This window comes from Streptomyces sp. NPDC126497, assembly GCF_040302425.1.
Lineage (GTDB): Bacteria > Actinomycetota > Actinomycetes > Streptomycetales > Streptomycetaceae > Streptomyces.
In genome coordinates this window covers 27259-47887 of the sequence record NZ_JBEORT010000028.1, presented here as the reverse complement: position 1 = coordinate 47887, position 20629 = coordinate 27259, and the positions used below count along the sequence as shown (strand labels likewise).

Sequence of the window (20629 nt, the reverse complement as noted above, 5' to 3'; positions counted from 1 at the left end):
ACGCGCGTAGAACCGCGGCGCCGGGAAACGCCGCGGTCCGTCATGTGCCGGGACGGGAGCGGCCTGCGGGACACGCCAGCCGGAACAGGGCCCAGACCACCTTGCCGCCGAGCGCGCCGGCCACCGGGTGCCAGCCCCAGCCGTCGCTGAAGGAGTCGACCAGGAACAGCCCCCGCCCCGACTCGGCCGAGAAGTCGTCCGACGCGCGGGTGACGGGGCCGTCGTCACTGGGGTCGCGCACCGCGCACACCAGCCGCTCGGACCACCGCATCAGGTGCAGCCGCACCGGCGGGTCCGGCGCCGTCGGCCGCGGGGCGCCGGCCGGCAGCGCGTGCCGCAGGGCGTTGGTGACCAGCTCGGAGACGACCAGGCACACGTCGTCGAAACGGTCGTCCAGGTCCCACTGGCCGAGTGTCCCGCGGGTGAACCGCCGGGCCTCGCGGACCGCTTCGTAGCAGGCGGGGAGGGCGCAGGAGGCGGCGTCGGAGGCGGCCGCGAGGTTCAGCGGCGGAAGGCCCTGCCGTAACGGCTCGAGCATGGTCGATCCATTCGTCCCCATGCGAGGCACTCCCGGGAATTCGCGGTCGTAGCGAGGCGGCGGTGGTGCGGGGACCATGGTTTCGGATGCGTACAGCAGATGCAAGGGCAGATGCACGTGCAGCTGACCGAAATCAGCCCTCCCGTGGAGGTTTGTTGGTCAATTTTTCCGTCATCCTTCTGTTCCCTTCCGGCTGGTCCCTTGCCTCCTCCTTGTTCCTTCCTTCCCGCTCCGTGCCCGTTCCGTGCTCCTTCCCGACCGGGCCCCCGGCCGGATCCCGTTTCCGTAACCGGGTGAGTACTGCTCGAAGTGTTTTAGTGGCAGACTGCGGGCCCTGAGGACGTTGGGGAGGCTGGCGAACGTGAGCGCGGGAGAGCCGGGATCGGTGGTGCGGCGCATGCTGCTCGGATCACAACTGCGGCGACTGCGTGAGGCGCGGGGGATCACGCGCGAGGCGGCGGGTTATTCGATCCGCGCCTCCGAGTCGAAGATCAGCCGGATGGAGCTGGGCCGGGTGAGCTTCAAGACCAGGGACGTCGAGGACCTGTTGACGCTGTACGGCATCACGGACGAGCAGGAGCGCGCGTCGCTGGTCTCCCTCGCCAAGGAGGCCAACGTGGCGGGCTGGTGGCACAGTTACTCGGACGTGTTGCCGAGCTGGTTCCCCACGTACGTGGGCCTGGAGGGCGCCGCCTCGCTGATCCGGGTCTACGAGGTGCAGTTCGTGCACGGCCTGCTGCAGACCGAGGAGTACGCCCGCGCGGTGGTGCGGCGCGGCATGAAGGGGGCGAGCGAGGAGGACGTCGAGCGCCGGGTGACGCTGCGCCTGGAGCGGCAGAAGTACCTGGTCTCGGAGAACGCCCCCGAGTTCCACGTCGTCCTCGACGAGGCCGCCCTGCGCCGGCCGTACGGCGACCGCGCGGTGATGCGCGGCCAGCTCCAGCACCTCATCGACGTCTCCGAGCGGCCCAACGTCCGGCTGCAGGTGGTGCCGTTCAGCCTCGGCGGACACTCCGGCGAGTCGGGCGCGTTCACCATCCTCAGTTTCCCCGAGTCCGACCTGTCGGACGTCGTGTACCTGGAGCAGCTCACCAGCGCGCTGTACCTCGACAAGGCCGAGGACGTGGCCCAGTACGAGAAGGCGCTCAAGGAGCTCCAGCACGACAGCCCGGGCCCCGCGGAGAGCCGGGACCTCCTGCGGGGGCTGCTGCACATGTCCTGAGGAACCCTCAACTCGCATGAAACACAAGTACGATGACGCGTGATCAGACCGTGCGGTCGATCAGTGCTCCGCTGATGCGGCGAGGGATTGAGGGATCACATGCCGTCGTACTTCACCGACCTGGCTCAGCAGTACATCGACGGTGAGTGGCGCCCGGGCACCGGCTCCTGGGACATCATCGACTTCAACCCGTACGACGACGAGAAGCTCGCGTCGATCACCATCGCCACGGTCGACGAGGTCGATCAGGCGTACCGGGCGGCCGCCCGTGCGCAGAAGCAGTGGGCGGCGACCAACCCGTACGCCCGCCGCGCGGTGTTCGAGAAGGCGCTCGCGCTGGTCGAGGAGCGCGAGGAGGAGATCACCGAGGCGATCGTCGCCGAGCTCGGCGGCACGCGCCTGAAGGCCGCCTTCGAGCTGCACCTCGCCAAGGAGTTCCTGCGCGAGTCGGTCCACCTGGCGCTGCGCCCCGAGGGCCGGATCCTCCCCTCCCCGGTGGACGGCAAGGAGAACCGCGTCTACCGCGTGCCCGTCGGCGTCGTGGGCGTGATCAGCCCCTTCAACTTCCCCTTCCTGCTCTCCCTCAAGTCGGTCGCCCCCGCGCTCGCGCTCGGCAACGGCGTGGTGCTCAAGCCGCACCAGAACACCCCGGTCGTCGGCGGCTCCCTGATCGCCAGGATCTTCGAGGACGCGGGCCTGCCCGGTGGTCTGCTCAACGTCGTCGTCACCGACATCGCGGAGATAGGCGACGCCTTCCTGGAGCACCCGATACCGAAGGTCATCTCCTTCACCGGCTCGGACGCGGTCGGCCGCCACGTGGCCACCGTCTGCGCCTCCCTCTTCAAGCGCTCGATCCTCGAACTCGGCGGCAACAGCGCCCTGGTGGTCCTCGACGACGCCGACCTCGACTACGCCGTGGACGCGGCGGTCTTCAGCCGGTACGTCCACCAGGGACAGGTCTGCATGGCCGCCAACCGCGTCCTGGTCGACCGGTCGGTCGCCGACGCGTTCACCGAGAAGTTCGTCGCCAAGGTCAGGTCCCTCAAGGCCGGCGACCCGCGCGACCCGGAGACGGTCATCGGCCCGGTGATCAATTCCCGTCAGGCGGACGCCCTGTCCGGCGTGGTCGAGCAGGCCCTCGCCGAGGGCGCCACCGCCCTGGTCCGGGGCGGGCGCAGGAACAACCTGGTCGAGCCGTCCGTCCTCACCGGCCTGCCCGCGGACTCGGCCCTGCTGAGGCAGGAGGTCTTCGGACCGGTCGCCTTCCTCGTCCCGTTCGACGGTGAGGAGGAGGCCGTGCGCATCGTCAACGACACCCCGTACGGCCTGAGCGGCGCCGTGCACACCGGTGACGTCGAGCGCGGCGTGAACTTCGCCAAGCGGATCGACACCGGCATGTTCCACGTGAACGACGGCACCGTGCACGACGAGCCGATCGTCCCCTTCGGCGGCGAGAAGCACTCGGGCGTCGGCCGCCTCAACGGCGACACCATGCTGGACGCCTTCACCACGACCAAGTGGATCTCGGTGCAGCACGGCCGGAGCGGCTTCCCGTTCTGAGCGGACGGGGCGGCCGCCCGGGGCCGGCCCCGGGCGGCCTACGCTGGGCCCATGTCAGTGATCCGTCTCCTGGTGCTCGGCGCGGTGCGCCAGCACGGGCGGGCCCACGGGTACCAGGTGCGCAACGACCTGGAGTACTGGGGCGCGCACGAGTGGTCCAACGCCAAGCCCGGCTCGATCTACCACGCGCTGAAGCAGATGGCGAAGGAGGGGCTGCTGCACGCGCACGAGGTCGCCCCGTCCACGGCCGGCGGCCCGCCGCGCACGGAGTACGAGCTCACCGAGCGGGGCGCCGAGGAGCTCCTCCGGTTGCTGCGCCGGGCCCTGACCTCCTACGACCAGAAGCCGGACGTGCTCTCGGCGGGGCTCGGTCTCATGGTCGACCTCGAGCGTGCGGAGGTCCTCGAGCTGCTGGAACAGCGGATGCGTGCGATCGAGGAGTGGCGCCGGTCCGTCACCGAGTACTACACGCCCGAGGACGGTCCCGGGCAACTGGGCCACATCGGGGAGATCATGAACTTCTGGATCCACTCCGCCGACACCGGCGCCGAGTGGACCCGTGCCCTCATCGAGCGCGTCCGGGGCGGCGCCTACACCTTCGCGGGTGAGGGCGAGCCGTTCGTCGGCGTCCTGGCCGAGGGCGAGGAGAACCCGTACGGGACGGGGGAGCGCCATCCCGGGGACGACCGTTAATCAAGTTTGACCAGTGCGTGGCGGGGCATTACGCTCGGGCGGGTAGTCAAGTTTGACTAGCGAGGGAGGTCCAGTGGCCGACGCGGCGATCATCGTCGAGGGCGCGCGCAAGACGTACGGCGGAGGCGGAAGCGGCGGGAAGGACGGCGGACCCGCACTGGACGGGCTCGACCTGACGGTCGCGCGCGGCACGGTGCACGGGGTGCTCGGCCCGAACGGCGCGGGCAAGACCACCCTGGTGAGGATCCTGGCCACCCTGCTGCGGCCCGACGCGGGCCGGATCGAGGTGGCGGGACACGACGTCGTGCGCGAGGCGTACGCCGTACGGCTGCGCATCGGCCTGCTCGGCCAGCACGCGGCGCTCGACGAGGAACTCGGCGGCCGGCAGAACCTGGAGCTGTTCGGCCGGCTGCACCACCTGGGCGCGCGACGCGCACGCACGCGTGCCGACGAACTCCTGGAGCGCTTCGAGCTCTCCGGCACCGGAGGCAAGGCGGTCAAGCAGTACAGCGGCGGCATGCGCCGCCGTCTGGACCTCGCCGCCTCCCTGATCACCGAACCGGAGGTGCTCTTCCTGGACGAACCGACCACGGGCCTCGACCCGCGCGGCCGCGCGGAGGTGTGGGACTCGGTCCGCTCCCTGGTCGGCGGCGGTACGACGGTCCTGCTCACCACCCAGTACCTGGAGGAGGCCGACCAGCTCGCCGACCGCATCTGTCTGGTGGACGCCGGCCGGGTCGTCGCCGACGGCACGGCGGACGAGCTCAAGGCGGCCGTCGGCGGCGACCGCATCGACGTCGTGCTGCGCGACGCCGGGCAGCTGGGCGCCGCCGTCGCCCTGCTGCCCGTACCGGAGGACACGGTCACCGTCGACACCGACCGGCGGCTGCTGAGCGCCCCGGTCACCGACCGCATGACGGCCCTGGCCGGGGTCGTCCGCGCGCTGGAGGAGGCCGGCGTCGAGGCCGAGGACATCGCCCTGCGCAGGCCCACCCTCGACGAGGTGTTCCTGCGGCTGACCGGGCACGACCGAGCGAAGGAGGCCGCATGACCACCGCGGCGTACGCCCTGACCGACTCCTGGACCATGACCCGTCGCGAACTCGCCCGCTGGGGGCGGCAGCCGGTCGCGGTGGTGGTGAACCTGGTCTTCCCGGTGATGCTGCTGCTGATGTTCGGCTACCTGGTCGGCGGCGGCCGGGGCGTGAGCGGCGCGTACCTCGACTTCCTGGTGCCCGGCATGCTCGCGCTCACCATGGCCTTCGGCCTGGAGGGCACGATGGTCGCCGTCACCCAGGATCTGGACAAGGGCGTCATCGACCGCTTCCGCTCCATGCCGATGGCGAACGGCGCGGTCCTCGTCGGCCGTTCCGCCGCCGACATGCTCCAGTCGGCGCTCGGCCTGGCGGTGCTGCTCGCCGTCGCCGCCGCGCTCGGCTGGCGCGCCCACGGCGGCCCGGCCGGGTTCCTGGGCGCGGTGGGGCTGCTCCTGCTGTTCCGGTTCGCGATGCTGTGGATCGGCATCCACCTGGCGCTGGTGGCGGGCAGGCCGGAGCTGGTGCAGGCCGTGCAGATCCTGGTCTGGCCGGTCGGCTTCCTGTCCAACGCCTTCGCCGCCCCCCAGTCCATGCCCGACTGGCTGGGCACGGCCGTCCAGTGGAACCCCCTGTCCCACACCGCCACGGCCGTACGCGACCTGCTCGGCGCTCCCGGCGGCGAACCGGGCCACGTGGGGGCCGCCGTCCTGTGGCCCCTGGCACTGCTCGCGGTCTTCTTCCCGCTGGCGGTGCGCCGGTTCGCGCGGCTCAGCCGCTAGGGCCCGGCCGGCGGGCCGTGCCGGGGACGCGGGGCCCGGCACGCACGTCCGCGGCGTTGTCGTCGGTCGCCGGCTCCCCCGCGCCCGGCCGGACGCACCGGGTCCCGCCCACCCGGGCCATGAGGCACCGTCGGCTTCCCCCGACCCGATCCGCCGGACAGGCCCCGGGGCGTCAGTGGTGGAAGCCGGTGGCCGCGTCCCTGTCCCGGGTGAGGGGGCGCGGCTGCCGGCGCAGCTCCGGCAGCAGCCGGGTCAGGTCCTCGGCGAACAGGTCGGCGAGGTCCTCGGAGAAGCCGTTGCGGCACACCACCCGCAGTACCGACAGGTCCTCGCGGTTCGCCGGGAAGGTGTACGCGGGCACCAGCCAGCCCCGCTCGCGCATCCGCCGGGACACGTCGAAGACGTCGTACGCCGTCACGTCGCCGGCGGTCGTGAACGCGAACACCGGGAGCTGGTCGCCCCGGGTCAGCAGCCGGAAGTCGCCGAGCGCCCCGATCCGCGCGGACAGCCCCGTGGCCACGTCCCGCGCGGCCTGCTGCACCGCGCGGTAGCCGCCCCGGCCCAGCCGCAGGAACGTGTAGTACTGCGCCACCACCTGGGCGCCCGGCCGGGAGAAGTTCAGCGCGAAGGTCGGCATGTCGCCGCCCAGGTAGTTCACCCGGAAGACCAGCTCCTCGGGCAGCGCCTCCGCGTCCCGCCACAGCGCCCAGCCGACCCCCGGGTACACCAGCCCGTACTTGTGCCCCGAGGTGTTGATCGAGGCCACCCGCGGCAGCCGGAAGTCCCACACCAGGTCCTCGTCGAGGAAGGGCGCGACCATCGCACCGGACGCCCCGTCGACGTGCACGGGGACGTCGAGCCCGGTGCGCTCCTGGAGCGCGTCCAGCGCGGCGCACAGGTCGGCGATCGGCTCGTACGACCCGTCGAAGGTGGAGCCGAGGACGCCGACGACCCCGATGGTGTTCTCGTCGCACAGCCCGGCCGCGGCCTCCGGGTCCAGGTGGAAACGCTCGCCCTCCATGGGCACCTGGCGGGCCTCCACCTCCCAGAACGTGCAGAACTTCTCCCAGCAGACCTGGACGTTGACGCCCATGACGAGGTTCGGCCGGGCGTCCGGCGCGGGAGCGCGTCCGCTCCAGCGCCGCTTCAGCGCCATCCCGGCGAGCATGCACGCCTCACTCGACCCGGTCGTCGAACAGCCCACGGCCTCCGACGGGTCGGGCGCGTGCCACAGGTCGGCGAGCATCGCCACACAGCGCCGCTCCAGTTCGGCGGTGCGCGGGTACTCGTCCTTGTCGATCATGTTCTTGTCCCGGCACTCCGCCATCAGGGCCCCGGCCTCCGGCTCCATCCAGGTGGTGACGAAGGTGGCCAGGTTGAGCCGCGCGTTGCCGTCCAGCATCAGCTCGTCGTGCACGAGCCGGTACGCCGTCGAGGGCGCCATGGGGGCGTCGGGCAGCCGGTGCCTGGGCGGCGCCTCGGTCATGCCCCCGACCGGATCGGCCGGTCCCAGGAACGGGTTGACGTACACGGGGTGCTCGTCGCGCTGCGAGCCGGTGTGGAGCGGCACGGGTGACTCCTGATCTCGGGAACGACGGAGGAGGGGCGGGCGGGGAGGGGCGGGGGAGGGTCATCGCACGGCCGTCCCGTCGGCCCGGAGCTGCATGTGCGGGCGGCCGGTGACCAGCAGCCAGGCGGGCAGGGAGGCGACGCACAGCAGGGCGATCACCGACGGCGAGGCGACCAGGACGGCGGCGACGAACAGGCTCACCCAGCCCTGCCGGGTGACGGCCAGCAGGACGCCGAGCACTCCGGCCGACACGCCGACCGCCGGATGCACCCCCGGCACCAGCGCGTGCGCGCACAGTCCGAGCGCCGTGCCGACGAACACGGCCGGGAAGATCCGCCCGCCCCGGAAGCCGCAGGACGCGGCGACCAGCAGCGCGGCCAGCTTCACCACCGTCATCGTGGCGAACCCGCCCGCCGACCAGCCGCCGGGATCGCGCGCCAGCACCGCGATCTCGTCGAGCCCCTTGAACAGGGTCAGGTGCCCGCCCAGGGCCGCCAGGGCGCCCAGCACCACCCCGCCGGCCGGAAGCATCAGCATCGGGTGCCGCAACCGCGCGAACGCCCCGTGCACGAACGGGAAGGCGTACACGGCGCACAGGCCGAGCAGCGCGCCCGCCGGGGCCACCACGAGGGACGCCAGCAGGTCGCCCCAGCCGGGCCGTCCGAACGGCGGCAGGTGGAGGTCGAAACCCGGCCGCGACACCAGCGTGACGGTGAGCGCACCGGCCCCGGCGGCGGCCAGCGGCGCGAAGAGGCTGTCCCACAGCTGCCCCTTGACCCGCCGCCCGGCCAGCGCCTCGGAGATGACCAGTGCGGCCGCGACCGGCGTACCGAACAGCGCGCCGATCGTCCCGGCCTCCGCCAGCGCCGCCCAGTCGCGTTCCCAGGTCCGCGGGAAGACCCTGAGACCCGCCCAGACCGCCAGCGAGACGTTCACCGCGATGATCGGGTTCTCGGGACCCAGGCTGGGTCCGCCGGCCAGCACGAACGCGGTCGCCAGCAGCAGCCCCGGCAGCACCGCGGGCGGCAGCACGGGTGCGTCGAGACCGGTGGTCGCCGGATCGGGGCCCGCGTGGCCGGGTGCCTTCCACACCACCAGCCCGACGGCGATCCCGGTGGCGACGAGCACCACGAACATCCACGGCACGGAGTACCCGCCGATGCCGAGGGCGTCCGGTACGTCCTGCCAGAGCACGTCCTGCAGCTCCTCGGCCGCCGTGCTCACCCCCACCAGGACCAGGCTCGTCACCACCCCCACGAGCAGGGCGGGGACGATGGTCGGCACCAGGGCGCGTGCCGGGGCGGCGGGAGGTGCCTGCTGTGCGCTGTCCTGGGCCACGCGCACACGATAAACGGGCAAGTCGGGCAAATCGATTACCGGCTTGCACCTCACGTGGCGTGAGGACCCAGGCTGGGGCGCACACCCGGAAAGGAGCGGAAGTGAGCTACTCCGTGGGACAGGTCGCCGGGTTCGCCGGCGTCACCGTGCGCACCCTGCACCACTACGACGCGATCGGCCTGCTCGTCCCGAGCGAGCGCAGCCACGCGGGGCACCGGCGCTACGGCGACGCCGACCTCGACCGGCTGCAGCAGATCCTGTTCTACCGCGCGCTCGGCTTCCCGCTCGACGAGGTCGCCGTCCTGCTCGACGACCCGGACGCGGACCCCCGCGCGCACCTGCGCCGGCAGCACGAACTGCTGACCGCCCGGATCGAGAAGCTGAGGAAGATGGCGGCGGCCGTGGAACACGCCATGGAGGCACGCACGATGGGAATCAACCTCACGCCCGAGGAGAAGTTCGAGGTGTTCGGGGGCGACCCGGACCAGTACGAGGACGAGGTGCGCGAACGCTGGGGCGACACCGACGCCTATCGGCAGTCGAAGGAGCGGACCGCGTCCTACACCAAGGAGGACTGGAAGCGCGCCACCGAGGAGTTCGACGCCCTCCACCGGCGCATGGCCGACCTGATGGACGCCGGGTCCGCGGCCGACTCCGCGGAGGCCATGGACGTCGCGGAGGAACACCGGCGGTTCATCACGGGCGCGTACTACGACTGCGGGTACGAGATGCACACCTGCCTGGGCGAGATGTACGTCTCCGACCCGCGCTTCACCGCGATGTACGAGAACGTCCGCACCGGTCTGGCCGTCTACCTGCGCGACGCGATCCTCGCCAACGCCGCGCGGCACACCTCCTGAGCGTCGTGGCCCGGCTCACACCCGGGCCACGACCTGCGGATCCCTCCCGGGCCACGGCTTCCGGCTTTCTCCGGGACGGGTCACAGGGCATGCTGGGTACCCCCCGCGGAACCCGGGCCCCGACGGCTGCGTTCATAATTTGGGCAGCCAGCCCCCGCCCCGACCCCCAGCTGCAGGAGCCACATCCCCGTGACCACGCTTGCGCTCGGCCCTGAGTGGCTGAGCCCGGACTACCTGATCGAGACCTTCAGCCTCCCCGGCATCCTGTTGATCGTCTTCGCGGAGTCCGGACTCTTCGCGTTCCTGCCCGGTGACTCCCTGCTGTTCACGGCGGGTCTCTTCGTGGCCGAGGGCACCTACATCAGCCAGCCGCTGTGGCTGGTGTGCACGCTGATCGTGCTGGCCGCCGTCATCGGCGACCAGGTCGGATACATGATCGGCAAGTTCTTCGGGCCCAGGCTGTTCAGCCGGCCGAACTCCAAGCTCTTCAAACAGGAGAACCTGGAGAAGGCCCACGAGTTCATGGAGAAGTACGGTCCCAAGGCGATCGTGCTGGCCCGCTTCGTCCCGATCGTGCGCACCTTCGCCCCCATCGTGGCCGGCGCCGGCCGGATGAAGTACCGCACCTTCCTCACCTACAACGTCATCGGCGGTGTCGCCTGGGGCACCGGCGTCACCCTCGCGGGCTACTGGCTCGGGCAGATCGAGTTCATCAAGACCAACGTCGAGGCGATCCTCATCCTGATCGTCTTCGTCTCCGTGGTGCCGATCCTCATCGAGTACCTGCGCGAGCGCGGGAAGAAGAAGCGCGCCGCCGCCGAGATCCCGGCCGCCGCCCCGCAGCAGCCGCAGTACCCCCAGCAGCCCCAGCAGCCCCAGCACATGGTCATGGACGACGCCACGACCCAGCTGCGCCGCATCACCCCGGCCGCACCCCAGCAGCCCCGGCGGCAGCACTACGGCGACCAGGGCCACCCCCAGCAGCCGTACGGCAACCAGGGGTACCCGCAGCAGCAGCCCCAGCAGCCGTACGGCGACGAGCACTACAACCAGCAGCAGCCCTACAACCGCGGCTACTGAAGCGCACCGCGGGGGCGCGGGGCCGCGTCGACGTGCGGCTCCGCCGCGCGGGCGCGACAAGCTGCCGCCGGCCCGCGGCCGCCACCGCACCCGAGGCTCCGAGCCGGACGGCACCGGGACCCGGACGGCGCCCGCGCCCGGACCTCCGCGCTAGGGCCTCTCGTTTGGATCATGTCGGCGTCGCGGGGCTTGGCACGCGCATCTGCCGCGTTGTCATCAGTTGCCAACGCTCCGCGTTGGCGCCCTCCTCCGCCTTGCATCTGCACGCACCAAGCCCCGCTCGGGTCGGCCACGACGCACCGTCGGTCGCGGCCGACCTGATCCAAACGAGAGGCCCTAGAAGCCCCGCGTCCGCTTGGCCGCCCGCCGCTTCTCCGCGGACCCGATCCGCAGGAAGATCCGCGAGATCTCCGACCCGAGGTTCACCCCGATCGCGATGGCCATGGCCAGGGCCACGGCCTTCGTGAGGGACGTCAGCCCCGAGTCGACCTCGTTCTGGGCGATGCCCAGCAGACCGAAGTACGTGGCGGAACCGGGCAGCAGCGGTCCGATCGCCGCCGTGGTGTACGGCAGCGCGGACGCGAACCGGTACCGGGCCAGCAGTTGCCCGAACAGACCCACGAGGCCCGCCGCCGCGGTCGTGGAGACCACCGGCGAGATGCCGCCCGTGTAGTGCATCGCGCCGTACACCGCCCAGGCGACCCCGCCGTTCAGGGTCGCCATCAGCACGGTCGAGCGTTCCTGCTGGAGCAGCACCGCGAAGGCCAGGGACAGCAGCATCGACGCGGCGATCTGCCACAGCGGGTCGTCGGAGACGCCGAGCGCCGCGTCCGGGTTCAGCCGGGCGCCCAGCTGCACGCCGAAGTACAGCACCGTCAGCACCCCGGCCACGATGCCGACGAAGAAGTACAGGACCTCCAGCAGGCGCGCGGACGCCGTGATGTAGAAGCCGGTCAGGCCGTCCTGCACGCCGGCCACCAGCGCCCGTCCGGGCAGCAGGGCGAACAGCCCGCCGGTGATCACCGCGGACGCCTTCACGTCCACGTGCGCCAGCGTCAGCGCCACCCCGATCGCGGCCGGCGGCATCGCGGCCACCGTGAACTGGTAGAACTCCGGCAGCCCGCGCCCCGCGCACAGCCAGGCCAGCCGGTCGCCGAGCATCGCGCCGATCGCGGCCGCCACGAACACCGGGAGGCCACCGCCGACGAGCACCGAGGCCGCGCCCGCCAGCAGTCCGCTCGCCGCGGTCAGCGCCCAGCCGGGGTACGGGTGCCGGTTGCGGCGGATCTCCGCGAGCCGCCGGTAGGCCTCCTCCAGGGAGACGTGCGTCTCGTCGTCGCTGAGGTCGTCCACCAGCTGGTAGACGGCCGCCAGCCGGGTGTAGTCGGGGCTGCGGCGCCGCACCGTGCGCGACGCGGTCACCGGGTCGTCGACCAGGGAGGGCTGGTGGGAGATCGACAACAGGGTGAAGGTGACGTTGGGCTCGCAGCGGTCCAGGCCGTAGGAGCGGCACACGGCGAACATCGCCGCCTCCACGTCCTCGGCGCCCTCGCCGCCCGCCAGCAGCAGCTCGCCGATGCGCAGGGTCAGGTCGAGCACGCGTGGCACGGCGGGACCGGCCTCGTCGTGCCGCTGCACCGGTTCCGGGGCCGGCCGCTCGGTCACCGGCATGCGCAGCATGGTGCGCATCCGGTCCTGCCACGGCACGTCCTTGGCCAGGCTGACCAGCGGGATCCCGCTCGCCGGGGTGAACGCCGCGGTCTGCTTCGCGCTGTAGGTGCTCGGCGTGCTGAACGCCGACCCCTCCGTCCCGTCCGGGGGCTGCGGGGCCACGTCCAGCCCCGCCGGGAGGGCGAACTCGGAGGTCGTCTCGGACTCCGTACCGGTCCTCGGGACGGCCAGCCCCTCGGGGACGGCGAACTCGGACGTCGTCGACGACTCCGGCTCGGCCGGCGCCGCGACACCGGCGGGAGGCGCGAACACGCTCCTCGCCTCGTCCGGCTGCGGCTTGCGGCCCTCCGCGTCCGTCACCTGCTCCGCTCTCCCTTTACGACACCGTCCATGGGACCGTCCGTAAACCTGCCCCGTACAGCCTCAGTATGCGCACGCACGACAGAACGGGCCGCACGCGCGCGTGCGGCCCGTTCTGCGTCGCGCAGCGGGAGGACTCAGTGGCCGCCCGTCTCCTTGAAACGCTTGTAGGACCGCTCGATCTCCGCCTCGGCGTCCACCCGGCCCACCCAGTTGGCGCCCTCGACCGACTTGCCCGGCTCCAGGTCCTTGTAGACCTCGAAGAAGTGCTGGATCTCCAGGCGGTCGAACTCGGACACGTGGTGGATGTCGCGCAGGTGCTCCACGCGCGGGTCCGTCGACGGGACGCAGAGCAGCTTGTCGTCGCCGCCGGCCTCGTCCGTCATGCGGAACATGCCGATCGCGCGGCAGCGGATGAGGCAGCCCGGGAAGGTCGGCTCGTCCAGGATGACCAGCGCGTCCAGCGGGTCGCCGTCCTCGCCGAGGGTGTTCTCGACGAAGCCGTAGTCGGTCGGGTAGGCGGTCGAGGTGAAGAGGCGGCGGTCCAGGCGGATACGACCGGTCTCGTGGTCCACCTCGTACTTGTTCCGCGAACCCTTCGGGATCTCGATCGTGACGTCGAACTCCACCGGACGCTCCTCCATGATCAGCACATAGTTCTGGTGGTTAAGTGTCCCTCACGCAGGTGGGTGATCGCGAAAGGGGCTGGTGGTCGTGCCAGAGCTGAGGCCTTGGCGGGCCGCGGGACCGCACGTCGTGCGGATCGCGGACGCCGTACGGCCGCGTCTCGCGCGGGCCGCGGGGACCGTACGGCCGCGTCTGGCGCGCCTCGCCGCGGCCGCCGGGCCACGGTTCGCGCGGCCGGACCGGCCGGGGGCACCGCGGGTCCCACGGGGCGCGCGGCCGAAGACCCGGCGGTTCGCCGCGACCGCCGCCACCGCCGGTCTGGCGCTGGCCGCGGGTGTGGTGACCGCCGCAGGTCCCTGGGACTCCTCGGGTCAGCGTACGGCCGAGCGGGACCGGGCCGTGGCCCTGCAGGCCGCGCGTGGCGCAGATCACGGCGGCGCCCCCGCCCGCGCCGGCACGCCGCCCCGCGGGCCCCGGGGCGTCCCGCCGGCCGCCTCCGTGCTCACCGGCCTCGGCTCCACCGCCGCCACCGTGAAGTCGGCGCCCGGCGGCAAGGCCCTCGGCACCGTCCTCGACCCGCTGCTGAAGAACCCGGCGCTCGGCCGCCTCTCCGCCGCCGTGGTCGACGTGGCCACCGGCGAACGGCTCTACGGCGCCGGCTCCGGGGACGCGCTCGTCCCCGCCTCGACCACCAAGATCGCCACCGCCGTCGCCGCGCTCTCCGCGATGGGCGCCGACCACCGCCTCACCACCCGCACGGTGTACGAACCCGACACCGGGGAGGTCGTCCTGGTGGGCGGCGGCGACCCCACGCTCACCGCCCGCGAGGAGGCCGGGGGGTCCGCGAGCCTGCGCGACCTCGCGGAGCGGACCGCCGCCGCGCTGGCCGGACGGGGGGTGCGGGAGGTGACGCTGTCGTACGACACGACCCTCTACGAGGGCACCACGACCCACCCGATCGGGGTCAACCCGAACATCGCCGCCGTCACCCCGCTGATGGTCGACGAGGCCCGCACCGACGGCTCCACCAGCGGACCGGCCCCGCGGGCCGCGGACCCGGCGGCCGCCGCCGCGCGGACCTTCGGCGACCTGCTGGGGAAGCACGGCGTGAAGGTCACGCCCCCCGGCCCCTCGAAGGCCACCGCCCGCGCCGCCACCCTCGCCGCGGTCTCCTCGCCCCCGCTGTCCGCGCTCGTCGAGCGGATGCTGACCGACAGCGACAACGACCTCGCCGAGGCCCTCGCCCGCCACACCGCCCTGGCCACCGGCGGGAGCGCCGACTTCGCGGGCGCCGGCGAGGCGGTCACCGCCCGCCTGAAGCACCTCGGACTCCCCCTGGAGGGCGCCGGCGTCGAGATCAAGGACGGCAGCGGTCTCGACCGGCGCGGCAGGCTCACCGCGGACCTCCTCACCGCCCTGCTGGTCGAGGCCGGCGCCCCGGACCGTCCCGGGCTGCGCCCCGCCCTCACCGGCCTGCCCGTCGCCGGCTTCACCGGCACCCTGGCCGGCCGCTACGCCGACGGGGCGGCGGGCACCGTACGCGCCAAGACCGGCACGCTCACCGGCGTGAACACACTGGCGGGCACCGTCGTCGACAAGGACGGCCGCCTGCTGGCCTTCGCCTTCCTGGCGAACGGCACCACCGGACCGGCGGCGGCCCAGTCCGCCCTCGACAGGGCGGCCACGGCCCTGTCGGCGTGCGGCTGCCGCTGACCTTCGAAGCGGGCGGACCCAAAGGGGCGCGGGGAACCGCGCACGGGGGGCCGGGCGCGAAGCCCCCGGGGGCGATGGGGACACCTCCCGCTCGAGCGAAGCCGGGAGGGGGGAGGGAAGGGGCGGCGGGGACGGAGAACCGGGAGGCACACCGAACGCCCCGCACCCGTCCGCCGCGCCCCCGGGGCCGGTGCCCGGCCGCCCCCCCCCGGGGCACCTCGGTCACCTCGCCGTCCTGCCCGAAACCGGGGCACTCACGTACCGTTGACGCATGACGAGCATCGGCGGTGCTGCCTCTTCCGGGATGATCGACTGGAATCTCGCGGTCGCGACCGCGACCCGGCTCATGCGACCGGGCCCCGACGTGAGCCGCGACGAGGCCCGGGCCGTCGTCGCGGAGCTGCGCCGGCACGCGAAGTCCTCGGAGGAGCACGTCCGGGGCTTCACCGGTCTGGGCACCGAGGAGACCCACGACACGCCCCTCCTCGTCGTCGACCGCCCGGGCTGGGTCCGGGCCAACGTCGCCGGCTTCCGCGAACTGCTCAAACCGCTCCTCGACAAGATGCAGGAGCGGCGCGGGACCAGCCCCGGCAACATGGTCCTCGGCGCCGTCGGCGGCAAGGTCACCGGTGTGGAGCTGGGCATGCTGCTGTCGTTCCTGGCCTCCCGCGTCCTCGGCCAGTACGAGACCTTCGCCCCCGCCACCCGCGACCTCCCGGCCGGCGCGAACGGCGGCGGCCGGCTGCTGCTCGTCGCCCCCAACATCGTCCACGTCGAACGCGAACTCGACGTCGAACCGCACGACTTCCGCCTGTGGGTGACCCTCCACGAGGAGACCCACCGCACCCAGTTCACCGCCGTGCCCTGGCTGCGGGACCACCTGGAGGGCGAGATCCAGTCGTTCCTGGGGGAGACCGACGTCGACCCCATGACCCTCCTGGAGCGGATCCGCGAGACGGCCCAGTCCCTCGTCGGCGGCCGTCCCGAGGGCGAGGAGGGCGACGAGGGGCGCTCCCTCGTCGAGCTGGTGCAGACCCCCGCCCAGCGGGAGATCCTCGGCCGGCTCACCGCCGTGATGTCCCTGCTGGAGGGCCACGCCGACTTCGTGATGGACGGCGTCGGCCCCGCGGTCGTGCCGAGCGTCGCCGAGATCCGCGAGAAGTTCCAGCAGCGTCGCGCCAAGGGCGCCTCCCGCCTCGACACGGCCCTGCGCAAGCTGCTCGGCCTGGACGCCAAGCTCCGCCAGTACCGCGACGGCGAACGCTTCGTGCGCGCCGTCGTGGACGAGGTCGGCATGGACGGCTTCAACCGGGTGTGGACCTCGCCCAACACGCTCCCCACCAAGGCGGAGATCGCCAAACCGGCGGACTGGGTCACACGGGTGCACCGCAAGCCGGAAGCCTGAACCCCGCGCCCCGTCATGCGCCGCGCACGGCCGACGGCAGACGGACGCCCCTCCAATCACCCGTCCGAGGGACCGTGAGTCCGGAGTAGGCGTGCAATGCTCGGGGAACGGCCCGGTTCTGTCACCATCTACACACTCTGAGTGACCGGATCTCGGGTTCACCCCCCGACAACTTCATGAAGGGAACCGGACATGGGTCCCCATCCTGCGGTCGCGGCGATACGCCTGGCGGTCCGCCGCGTCCTGAACGACATCCTCGACGACCACGGCCGAGCCCCCGGCCGTCCCCCGGTGCACACGCGGCCCCCCTCCCCGCTCGTGCTCGTGGCCTGCTCCGGCGGCGCCGACTCCATGGCGCTCGCCTCCGCCCTCGCCTTCGAAGCCCCCCGCCTGGGCGTCCGCGCCGGCGGCGTCACCGTCGACCACGGCCTCCAGGCCGGCTCCGACCTGCGCGCCGCCGACGTCGCCTCACGCCTGCGCGAGCTCGGCCTCGACCCCGTCGAGTCCGTCGCGGTCACCGTCGGCCGCGACGGCGGGCCCGAGGCCGCCGCCCGTGACGCCCGCTACGCCGCCCTGGACGCCGCCGTCGAACGGCACGGCGCCGCCGCCGTCCTGCTCGGCCACACCCGCGACGACCAGGCCGAGACCGTCCTGCTCGGTCTCGCCCGCGGCTCCGGCATCCGCTCCCTGTCCGGAATGGCCGCGGTCTCGGGGGCCGGCGGCCGTTACCGGCGCCCCTTCCTCCGGCTCGACCGGCAGACCGCCCGCAAGGCCTGCATGGTCCAGTCCCTGCCCGTCTGGGACGACCCGCACAACGCCGACCCCGCCTACACCCGCTCCCGGCTCCGCCACGAGGGACTGCCCGCCCTGGAGAAGGCCCTCGGCAAGGGCGTCGTCGAGGCCCTCGCCCGTACGGCCCAGCTCTCCCGCGACGACGCCGACGCCCTCGACGCGTGGGCCGGCCGGGCCGAGGCCGGCGTCCGCGACGCCGACGGCCGCCTGGAGTGCGCGGCCCTGCAGGCCCTGCCGCCCGCCGTGCGCCGCCGTGTGCTGCGGCGCGCCGCCATCGAGGCCGGCGCGCCGGCCGGTTCGCTGTTCGCCCGGCACATCGAGGAGGTCGACCGGCTGATCACCGGTTGGCGCGGTCAGGGGGACATCAATCTCCCCGGCCGGGTCGTGGCCCGTCGGCAGGGTGGCAGACTGGTGATTCGGCAGGGCTGAATCCGGACCCCACCGACCCGTACGAGTCGCGGGGCGGACCGGACCGGCCGGTGGGACGACCGAAAGTGATGCGGGTGGACGCGAACGACATGGGTGCCGACCTCGAGAAGGTGCTCATCACCAAGGAAGAGATCGACGCCAAGCTGGCGGAGCTGGCCGCGAAGATCGACGCGGAGTACGAGGGCAAGGACCTCCTGATCGTCGGCGTGCTCAAGGGCGCGGTGATGGTGATGGCCGACCTCGCGCGGGCGCTGTCCACCCCCGTCACGATGGACTGGATGGCCGTGTCCTCGTACGGGGCGGGCACCCAGTCCTCCGGTGTGGTGCGGATCCTCAAGGACCTCGACACCGACATCAAGGGCCGGCACGTCCTGATCGTCGAGGACATCATCGACTCCGGACTGACCCTGTCCTGGCTGATCTCCAACCTCGGCTCGCGCGAGCCCGCCTCCCTCAAGGTGTGCACGCTGCTGCGCAAGCCCGAGGCCGCCAAGGTCGCCATCGACGTGGAATGGGTCGGCTTCGACATCCCCAACGAGTTCGTCGTCGGCTACGGCCTCGACTACGCCGAGAAGTACCGCAACCTCCCGTTCGTCGGTACGCTCGCGCCCCACGTCTACGGCGGCTGAACCCGGGGACCCGGTCCGCCGTGCGTGATCGGGAACCCCGGCGGGCTCCGCGGCGTTGGAGCATGCATGGACGCGATTGCCGGCTGTCCCCCGCAGCTTCGGGGGACAATGCTGGGGTACCGTCCGAAGAACAGCCTTTATCAAACTCACTATGGCAGGAGGGACGGGGCGGCACCGCTCCGTATGGATGGACGTGAAGCGATACTTCCGTGGGCCGGTCATGTGGATCGTGCTGGCCGTCCTCGCCGTGGTCGTGTTGATGCAGGTCGTCGGCTCGTCCGGCGGCTACAAGACGGTGGACACCGGCGAGGTCGTCCAGGCGATCAACGAGAACAAGGTCGAGTCGGCCAAGCTGACCACCGGTGACGAGCAGACCATCAAGGTCCAGCTCAAGGACGGCGTCGAGGTCAAGGACAGCTCGAAGATCCAGGCGAGCTACATCGGTGACCAGGGCGTCACCATCGCCAACACGCTGCAGGACAAGTTCCAGAACAAGCAGATTCCCGACGGCTACACGGTCTCGCCGTCCAAGCAGAACCCGTTCGTGAGCATTCTGCTGTCCCTGCTGCCTTTCGTTCTCATCGTGGTCGTCTTCCTGTTCCTGATGAATCAGATGCAGGGCGGCGGCTCCCGCGTCATGAACTTCGGCAAGTCCAAGGCGAAGCTCATCACCAAGGACACCCCGAAGACGACGTTCGCCGACGTCGCGGGATCGGACGAGGCGGTGGAGGAGCTCCACGAGATCAAGGAGTTCCTGCAGGAGCCGGCGAAGTTCCAGGCCGTCGGGGCGAAGATTCCCAAGGGCGTCCTGCTCTACGGCCCGCCCGGTACCGGCAAGACCCTGCTCGCGCGTGCCGTCGCGGGCGAGGCCGGGGTGCCGTTCTACTCGATCTCCGGTTCCGACTTCGTCGAGATGTTCGTCGGTGTCGGCGCCTCCCGGGTCCGTGACCTGTTCGAGCAGGCCAAGGCCAACGCCCCGGCGATCGTCTTCGTCGACGAGATCGACGCGGTCGGCCGTCACCGCGGCGCCGGCCTCGGCGGTGGCCACGACGAGCGCGAGCAGACCCTGAACCAGCTCCTCGTCGAGATGGACGGCTTCGACGTCAAGGGCGGCGTGATCCTCATCGCCGCGACGAACCGGCCCGACATCCTCGACCCGGCGCTGCTGCGCCCCGGCCGCTTCGACCGCCAGATCGCGGTCGACCGCCCGGACATGCAGGGCCGCCTCGAGATCCTCAAGGTGCACCAGAAGGGCAAGCCGGTCGCCCAGGACGTCGACCTGTCGGCCGTCGCCCGCCGCACCCCCGGCATGACCGGTGCCGACCTGGCCAACGTGCTGAACGAGGCCGCGCTGCTGACCGCGCGCAGCGATCAGAAGCTGATCGACAACAAGATGCTGGACGAGGCGATCGACCGTGTGGTCGCGGGCCCGCAGAAGCGGACCCGGATCATGTCGGACAAGGAGAAGAAGATCACCGCGTACCACGAGGGCGGACACGCCCTGGTCGCGGCGGCCTCCCCGAACTCCGACCCCGTCCACAAGATCACGATCCTCTCCAGGGGCCGTGCCCTCGGCTACACGATGGTCCTGCCGGACGAGGACAAGTACTCCACCACCCGCAACGAGATGCTGGACCAGCTCGCCTACATGCTGGGCGGCCGCGCGGCGGAGGAGCTCGTCTTCCACGACCCGACCACCGGTGCCGCCAACGACATCGAGAAGGCCACCGGACTGGCCCGCGCGATGGTCACCCAGTACGGCATGACCGAGCGGCTCGGCGCCATCAAGTTCGGCGGCGACAACACCGAGCCGTTCCTCGGCCGTGAGATGGCTCACCAGCGGGACTACTCGGAAGAGGTCGCCGCGCTGGTCGACGAAGAGGTCAAGAAGCTCATCGAGACCGCGCACAACGAGGCGTGGGAGATCCTCGTCGAGAACCGTGACGTCCTCGACAACCTGGTCCTGGCCCTCCTGGAGCGGGAGACGCTGGGCAAGGAGGAGATCGCCGAGATCTTCGCGCCGATCGTCAAGCGTCCGCCCCGGCCCGCCTGGACCGGTTCCTCCCGCCGTACGCCGTCCACCCGCCCGCCGGTCCTCTCCCCCAAGGAGCTGGCCCTGACGAACGGGGCGAACGGCGCGACGCCGGCCATCACCACCGCCAAGAGCACCGTGGCGGACCCCGCCCCGGCGCCGGAGCGGACCCCGGAGGAACGCCCCGAGAGCTGATCCCGAGGCTCCCGGCGGCCCCGCCGGGCCCGGAATGGATGCCGCGCCCCCCTGGTTCTAGCCTGGGGGCGCGGCATTTTCGCTCACCCGCAGTTGAGAC

17 protein-coding genes are annotated in these 20629 nt (G+C 72.1%); 12 read left to right on the top strand and 5 right to left on the bottom strand.

Annotation, left to right across the window (positions count from 1 at the left end):
• Positions 1 to 40: 40 nt before the first annotated feature.
• Positions 41 to 538, bottom strand: a complete 498-nt coding sequence (locus ABTY20_RS15130; RefSeq protein ID WP_351997449.1) for an ATP-binding protein — start codon at positions 536 to 538, stop codon at positions 41 to 43.
• 385 nt (positions 539 to 923) lie between these two features.
• Between ABTY20_RS15130 and ABTY20_RS15125 the strand changes: the two genes are divergently transcribed.
• The 5 genes from ABTY20_RS15125 to ABTY20_RS15105 all read left to right on the top strand — a co-directional run bounded on the left by ABTY20_RS15125 (position 924) and on the right by ABTY20_RS15105 (position 5828).
• Positions 924 to 1760 carry a Sco1979 family transcriptional regulator gene (locus ABTY20_RS15125; protein ID WP_502991812.1) on the top strand — a complete coding sequence of 279 codons (837 nt, stop codon included), beginning with the start codon at positions 924 to 926 and terminating at the stop codon, positions 1758 to 1760.
• Positions 1761 to 1859: 99 nt separating this feature from the next.
• On the top strand, positions 1860 to 3320 hold the full coding sequence (locus tag ABTY20_RS15120; protein WP_351997448.1) for an aldehyde dehydrogenase family protein: 1461 nt from the start codon (positions 1860 to 1862) through the stop codon (positions 3318 to 3320).
• A gap of 51 nt (positions 3321 to 3371) precedes the next feature.
• Positions 3372 to 4013 (top strand): PadR family transcriptional regulator, encoded by a 642-nt coding sequence (locus tag ABTY20_RS15115; protein WP_351997447.1) that lies wholly within the window; start codon positions 3372 to 3374, stop codon positions 4011 to 4013.
• Positions 4014 to 4086: 73 nt separating this feature from the next.
• Positions 4087 to 5064: an ATP-binding cassette domain-containing protein gene (locus ABTY20_RS15110; protein ID WP_351997446.1), complete on the top strand. Its 978-nt coding sequence runs from the start codon at positions 4087 to 4089 to the stop codon at positions 5062 to 5064.
• The gene (locus ABTY20_RS15105) at positions 5061 to 5828 is read left to right on the top strand and encodes an ABC transporter permease (protein WP_351997445.1); all 768 of its coding nucleotides are present in this window, start codon (positions 5061 to 5063) and stop codon (positions 5826 to 5828) included. Before ABTY20_RS15110 ends, ABTY20_RS15105 begins: the two co-directional genes overlap by 4 nt.
• Before the next feature lie 172 nt (positions 5829 to 6000).
• Here the strand turns inward: ABTY20_RS15105 and gad are convergent, their stop codons facing one another.
• Positions 6001 to 7398, bottom strand: a complete 1398-nt coding sequence (gene gad / locus ABTY20_RS15100; protein ID WP_351997444.1) for a glutamate decarboxylase — start codon at positions 7396 to 7398, stop codon at positions 6001 to 6003.
• 60 nt (positions 7399 to 7458) lie between these two features.
• Positions 7459 to 8736, bottom strand: a complete 1278-nt coding sequence (locus tag ABTY20_RS15095) for an ion channel protein (RefSeq protein WP_351997443.1) — start codon at positions 8734 to 8736, stop codon at positions 7459 to 7461.
• Positions 8737 to 8837: 101 nt separating this feature from the next.
• Here ABTY20_RS15095 and ABTY20_RS15090 point away from each other — a divergent pair, with 101 nt between their 5' ends.
• Positions 8838 to 9596, top strand: a complete 759-nt coding sequence (locus tag ABTY20_RS15090; RefSeq protein WP_351997442.1) for a MerR family transcriptional regulator — start codon at positions 8838 to 8840, stop codon at positions 9594 to 9596.
• 189 nt (positions 9597 to 9785) lie between these two features.
• Positions 9786 to 10676, top strand: coding sequence for a DedA family protein (locus ABTY20_RS15085; RefSeq protein WP_351997441.1), 891 nt, complete (start codon positions 9786 to 9788; stop codon positions 10674 to 10676).
• Positions 10677 to 11012: 336 nt separating this feature from the next.
• Here ABTY20_RS15085 and ABTY20_RS15080 read toward each other — a convergent pair whose 3' ends face one another.
• On the bottom strand, positions 11013 to 12707 hold the full coding sequence (locus ABTY20_RS15080; RefSeq protein WP_351997440.1) for a threonine/serine exporter family protein: 1695 nt from the start codon (positions 12705 to 12707) through the stop codon (positions 11013 to 11015).
• A 137-nt stretch (positions 12708 to 12844) separates the two neighbouring features.
• Positions 12845 to 13336 carry an inorganic diphosphatase gene (locus ABTY20_RS15075; RefSeq protein ID WP_030828087.1) on the bottom strand — a complete coding sequence of 164 codons (492 nt, stop codon included), beginning with the start codon at positions 13334 to 13336 and terminating at the stop codon, positions 12845 to 12847.
• A gap of 79 nt (positions 13337 to 13415) precedes the next feature.
• On the opposite strand from ABTY20_RS15075, the gene dacB reads away from it, so the two are divergent.
• The 5 genes from dacB to ftsH all read left to right on the top strand — a co-directional run bounded on the left by dacB (position 13416) and on the right by ftsH (position 20529).
• Complete coding sequence (gene dacB, locus ABTY20_RS15070; protein ID WP_351997439.1) at positions 13416 to 15047, top strand: D-alanyl-D-alanine carboxypeptidase/D-alanyl-D-alanine endopeptidase; 1632 nt, start codon at positions 13416 to 13418, stop codon at positions 15045 to 15047.
• Positions 15048 to 15318: 271 nt separating this feature from the next.
• On the top strand, positions 15319 to 16452 hold the full coding sequence (locus tag ABTY20_RS15065; RefSeq protein ID WP_351997438.1) for an Rv3626c family coenzyme F420 biosynthesis-associated protein: 1134 nt from the start codon (positions 15319 to 15321) through the stop codon (positions 16450 to 16452).
• Positions 16453 to 16644: 192 nt separating this feature from the next.
• The gene (gene tilS, locus ABTY20_RS15060) at positions 16645 to 17673 is read left to right on the top strand and encodes a tRNA lysidine(34) synthetase TilS (RefSeq protein ID WP_351997437.1); all 1029 of its coding nucleotides are present in this window, start codon (positions 16645 to 16647) and stop codon (positions 17671 to 17673) included.
• A 68-nt stretch (positions 17674 to 17741) separates the two neighbouring features.
• Entirely contained in the window at positions 17742 to 18302 is a 561-nt protein-coding gene (gene hpt, locus ABTY20_RS15055; RefSeq protein ID WP_351997472.1) for a hypoxanthine phosphoribosyltransferase, read from the top strand.
• Positions 18303 to 18489: 187 nt separating this feature from the next.
• Positions 18490 to 20529, top strand: a complete 2040-nt coding sequence (ftsH, locus tag ABTY20_RS15050) for an ATP-dependent zinc metalloprotease FtsH (protein ID WP_351997471.1) — start codon at positions 18490 to 18492, stop codon at positions 20527 to 20529.
• Positions 20530 to 20629 lie beyond the last annotated feature (100 nt).